This is a genomic window from Kineococcus gurbantunggutensis, from assembly GCF_050871925.1.
Lineage (GTDB): Bacteria > Actinomycetota > Actinomycetes > Actinomycetales > Kineococcaceae > Kineococcus.
In genome coordinates, this window is record NZ_JBJLSG010000249.1 from 1 (window position 1) to 4,819 (window position 4,819).

The following is a 4,819-nucleotide window of genomic DNA, read 5'->3' on the forward strand; positions in this document are numbered from 1 at the left end:
GCCCCCGCCGACGCGCCCGCGGCCGCCCCCGACCCGCTGGGCGCGTCGGCCGGGCGCGCCGTGGTCTCCACCGCCACCCTCGACGTCGAGGTGGCGGACCCCGCCGCGGCCGCGCGCCGCGCCGGCGAGCTGGCCACCGCCGCCGGCGGCCTGGTCACCGCGAGCACCACCGGCGGCGGGCAGGGCCCGGCGTCGGCGCGGCTGACGCTGCGGGTGCCCGGCGAGCGCCTGGCGCAGGTCCTGGACGGCGTGGCCGCGCTGGGCCGGCAGACCGCGCGCACCACCACCGCCACCGACGTCACCGCCGAGGTCGCCGACGTCGGCAGCCGCGTCGCCTCCGCGCAGGCGGTCCTGGCCGCCTTCCGCGCCCGCCTGCCGCAGGCCACCACGATCCCCGACGTGCTGGCGCTGGAGGGCGAGATCGCCCGCCGCCAGGCGGACCTGGAGGCGCTGCAGGCCCGCCAGCGGGTGCTGGCCGACCAGGTGGCCCTGGCGAGCGCGGAGGTCGTGCTCAGCGCGCAGCCCGTCGCGGCCGCGGCCGCGGCGCCGGCCGGGTTCACCGGCGGCCTGGCCGCCGGGTGGGACGCGCTGGTGCGCCTGCTGCGCGCGGCCGCCGTCGCCCTGGGCGCCGTCCTGCCGTTCGCGCTGCCCGCCGCCGCGGTCGCCGCGCCGCTGCTCGTGCTGCGCCGGCGCCGCGCGCGCACCGCCACCGCCGGGCAGGGGTGAGCGGGCGCGCGGGCGGTGCGGGTCAGGCGGTGCGGGTCACCAGCACCCGGGCCCGCACCGTCGACGGCGGCCCGGAGTACACCCCCTGCAGGGGGCTGACGTCGGAGTAGTCGCGGGCGCGGGCGACCACGACGTGCCGGTCGCCGACGGCGGTGTCGTTCGTGGGGTCCCAGCCCGTCCACGCCCCGTCGAAGAACTCGATCCAGGCGTGGCTCTCCCCCGCGACCTCCACGCCGGTCTCCGGCTCGCGCGCCGGGTGCAGGTAGCCGGAGGCGTAGCGGCACGGCACGCCCAGCTCCCGCAGGCCCGCCAGGGCCAGGTGCGCCAGGTCCTGGCACACCCCGCTGCGCCGCTCCCAGGACTCCTGCGCGGTGGCGTGCACGCCCGTGGCGCCGGGCACGTACTTCACCTGCTCGTGCACCCACGAGCACACCCGGTGCGCCGCCTCGCGCGGGTCGGCCCCCGCGGCCAGCTCGCGCACCTCCTGCGCGAACCCGCCCGGCGGGGCGGTGGTGCGCCGGGTGGGGGCCAGGAACTCCGCCAGCTCGTCGACGAGGGCGTCGGCGCGCAGGTCCGCCCAGCTCAGCGGCTCGTGCGCGTGCCGGTCGGGGCGCCGGTCGGTCTCCACCAGGCTCGTCGCCGTCGTCACCAGCTCGCGGTGGCGCACGTGCAGGTCGAACGCCGTCACGTGGGTGCCCCAGTAGTCCCAGTAGCGCGTGGTCGCCGCCTGCGGGCTGACCTCCAGCCGCGAGTCCAGCGCCGTCTGGTGCGGCGTGGTCAGCGGCGTCACGCGCGCCTCGTTGAAGCTGACGACGACCTCACCCGCGTAGGTGTGCGTCGTCTCGTGCACGATCCGCAACCGCATCACGACCTCCCCGCCGTCCACGAGACCGCCCCCGCCATGGGGAAGAACCGCTCGCCGACGGCCAGCGAGGCCGCCGAGCACGCCTCCTGCACCGCGCGCATCTGCGCGTGCAGGTCGTCCAGGAGCTGCTCGGGGCTGGAGAACTCCAGCCGGGTGCGCGCCTGGCCCAGCACGCGCCGCGCGTCGGGGGCGTAGCCCGCCCGGCGCGGCTGCGGGTCCAGCGCCTCCAGGCACGCCTCCGCTGTCTCCAGCGCGTTGACCACCGAGCGCGGGAAGAGGCGGTCCAGCAGCAGGAACTCCGCCGCGTGCGCCTCGCCCGCCGCGCCCGTGCTGGAGCCGTGGTAGGCGCGCAGGAACGCCTCGTAGGCGCCGGTGGAGCGCAGCAGCAGCGGCCACTGCGGCGGCACCCCGGGCACCGCGCGGGTGTCCACCAGGCGGGCCGTCATGTCGGCGCGCTCCAGGGAGCGGCCCAGCACGAAGAACTGCCAGGAGTCGTCGCGGCTCATCGTGGCGTCCACCAGGCCGTTGACCACGGCGGTGCGCTCGCGCACCCAGGAGAAGAACCGGTGGGCGCCGGCGTCGCGCCAGCGGCCCGAGGCCAGCGCGTTCCAGGTGGTGTTCAGGCTCTCCCACATGTCCGAGGAGACCGTCTCGCGGGCCCGGCGGGCGTTCTCGCGCGCCGCGCCCAGGGCGCCGGTGATGGAGCTGGGGCTGACCGGGTCGTGCGCCAGCACCTCCAGCAGCTCGCGCCGGCCGGCGCCGGCGCCCGGCGCGACCGGGGTGCCCATGACGCTCAGCAGGGAGCGCGAGACCTCCGCCTCGTCGGTCCACGGGTCGGCCAGCGTCCGCTCGACGTGCACGTCGAGGATGCGGGCGGTGGAGTCCGCCCGCTCCACGTAGCGCCCGATCCAGAACAGCGACTCCGCGATGCGGCTCAGCACGCCGACGCACCCCCCCGACCCCCGCGCAGCCGCTGCTCCTGGCGCTGCTCCTGCTGCTGCTCCTGCTGCTGCTGCTGGGCCTGCTCGCCCGCGCCGCCGGGACCGGCGTCGGCCAGGTGGTGCGCCCCCGCCGGCGCGGGCGCCCCCGGCGCGCGCACCGCCGGGGCGGGCACCGGCCCGGCGCCCTCCAGCGCCTCGCCCTCGGCGGCCAGCACCCAGGTGTCCTTCGAGCCGCCGCCCTGGCTGGAGTTCACCACCAGCGACCCCTCCCGCAGCGCCACCCGGGTCAGCCCGCCGCGCAGCACCCGCACCGTCGAGCCGTCGTTGACGGCGAAGGGGCGCAGGTCAACGTGCCGCGGGCGCAGCTGCCCGCCGGCCAGCGTCGGCACCGTCGACAGCGCCACCACCGGCTGGGCGATCCAGCCGCGCGGGTCCGCCAGCACCCGCGCGCGCAGCGCGTCCAGCTCCTCGCGCGAGGCGTCCGGGCACACCACCAGGCCCTTGCCGCCGGAGCCGTCCACCGGCTTGACGACGAGCTCGGCGAGGCGGTCCAGCGCCTCCTCGCGCTCGGCGGGGATCTCGAAGCGGTACGTGGGCACGTTGCCCAGGACGAGCTCCTCGCCCAGGTAGTACTTCGTCAGGTCCGGCACGTACGTGTAGACGAGCTTGTCGTCGGCGACGCCGTTGCCCACGGCGTTGGCGATGCTCACCCCGCCGGCGCGCGCGGCGTTGAGGATGCCGGCCACCCCCAGCACCGAGTCGCGGCGGAAGTGCACCGGGTCCAGGAACTCGTCGTCGACGCGGCGGTACACCACGTCCACGCGCCGCTCGCCGGCGGTGGTGCGCATGTGCACGCGGTTGCCGCGGCAGACCAGGTCCCGGCCCTCCACCAGCTCCACGCCCATCGCCCGCGCCAGCAGGGAGTGCTCGAAGTAGGCGGAGTTGTACACGCCGGGGGTCAGCACGACCACGGTCGGGTCGTCCACGCCGTCCGGGGCGCTGGCGCGCAGCGCCGCCAGCAGCGTCTGGGGGTAGTCCGCCACCGGGTGCACCCGGTGCGCCTGCAGCGCCTCGGGCAGCGCCTGCGTGATCGCCTGGCGGTTCTCCAGCACGTAGCTGACGCCGCTGGGCACCCGGACGTTGTCCTCCAGGACGCGGAAGTCGCCGTGCTCGTCGCGCACCAGGTCGATGCCGGCGACGTGCACGCGCACCCCGCCGCCGGGCTCCACGCCCACCGCGGCGCGGTGGAAGTGGCTGGAGGAGGTGATCACCCGGCGCGGCACGACGCCGTCGCGCACGACCTGCATCGGCCCGTACACGTCGGCCAGGAAGGCCTCCAGGACCCGCACCCGCTGCGCCACGCCGCGCTCGACGACCGCCCACTGCTGCGCCTCGATGATCCGCGGCACCACGTCCAGCGGGAAGGGCCGCTCCTCGCCGGCGTAGTCGAAGGTCACGCCGCGGTCCAGGAAGGTGCTGGCCAGCTGGTCGGCGCGGGCCAGCAGCTCCGTGGCCGGCAGGTCCCGCAGGGTCGCGAACAGCGGCGCCCACTCCGGGCGCGGTGCGCCGTCCGCGCCGAGCATCTCGTCGACCGCCCGGCCGGCGGCCCACCCCACCGGGGAGTCCCGGTAGCCCTCGAAGACGTCGCCCATGGCGCGGACCGTAGGGCCCCCACGTTTCCCGCCGGTTAACTGCCGCCGGGCGCCGCGCGGAGCGCCCCGGCGGGTGCCGCACCGGGCGCCGCGAGGGGGCTGCGGCGGGCACCGCGAGGGCGCTGCGGCGGGCACCGCAGCGGCGGGCGGCGGTCCGGGCCCCGGCCCCGCACTGGTACTCTGGACGACGCCTTCGCCTCCTCGTGCGGAGGTCACGGCCGATCACCCTCCCCCCCGGTCCCCCACGCCGGAGTCCAGGTGTCCCGGCCGCCCTCTGACACCGACAGCTCGACCGCAAGGAGACGGACGCCCCGTGGCGAACATCAAGTCCCAGAAGAAGCGCATCCTGACCGCCGAGAAGGCGCGCCTGCGCAACAAGGCCGTCAAGTCCGAGCTGCGCACCGCCGTGCGCGCGGTCCGCGAGGCCACCGCCGCCGGCGACGCCGAGAAGGCGCAGGCCGCGCTGAAGCACGCCAGCCGCAAGCTGGACAAGGCCGTCAGCAAGGGCGTGATCCACAAGAACCAGGCCGCGAACCGCAAGTCGGCCATCGCGAAGGCCGCCGCCAAGGCCGGCAGCGCCGCCTGAGCAGCAGCTCACCACGAAGGGCCGGTCCCCCCGCGGGGGGACCGGCCCT

Annotated in this window: 5 protein-coding genes; 2 read left to right on the top strand and 3 right to left on the bottom strand. The window is 77.2% G+C overall.

Annotated features, from left to right (window positions below; translation table 11 throughout):
* The coding region (locus tag ACRYR7_RS24310) for a DUF4349 domain-containing protein (protein WP_432574874.1) at positions 1-726 on the top strand (726 nt) is incomplete at its 5' end.
* A gap of 22 nt (positions 727-748) precedes the next feature.
* On the opposite strand, the gene ACRYR7_RS24315 is transcribed toward ACRYR7_RS24310, so the two are convergent.
* Genes ACRYR7_RS24315 through ACRYR7_RS24325 form a run of 3 tightly spaced genes read right to left on the bottom strand, consistent with a single transcriptional unit; the run spans position 749 to position 4,184 of the window.
* The gene (locus ACRYR7_RS24315) at positions 749-1,591 is read right to left on the bottom strand and encodes a transglutaminase family protein (RefSeq protein WP_432574875.1); all 843 of its coding nucleotides are present in this window, start codon (positions 1,589-1,591) and stop codon (positions 749-751) included.
* The gene (locus tag ACRYR7_RS24320) at positions 1,591-2,532 is read right to left on the bottom strand and encodes an alpha-E domain-containing protein (RefSeq protein WP_432574877.1); all 942 of its coding nucleotides are present in this window, start codon (positions 2,530-2,532) and stop codon (positions 1,591-1,593) included. Before ACRYR7_RS24320 ends, ACRYR7_RS24315 begins: the two co-directional genes overlap by 1 nt.
* Positions 2,526-4,184 (bottom strand): circularly permuted type 2 ATP-grasp protein, encoded by a 1,659-nt coding sequence (locus tag ACRYR7_RS24325; protein WP_432574878.1) that lies wholly within the window; start codon positions 4,182-4,184, stop codon positions 2,526-2,528. The genes ACRYR7_RS24320 and ACRYR7_RS24325 overlap by 7 nt, the downstream gene beginning before the upstream one ends.
* A 313-nt stretch (positions 4,185-4,497) precedes the next feature.
* Here ACRYR7_RS24325 and rpsT point away from each other — a divergent pair, with 313 nt between their 5' ends.
* Entirely contained in the window at positions 4,498-4,770 is a 273-nt protein-coding gene (rpsT, locus tag ACRYR7_RS24330) for a 30S ribosomal protein S20 (RefSeq protein ID WP_432574879.1), read from the top strand.
* Positions 4,771-4,819 lie beyond the last annotated feature (49 nt).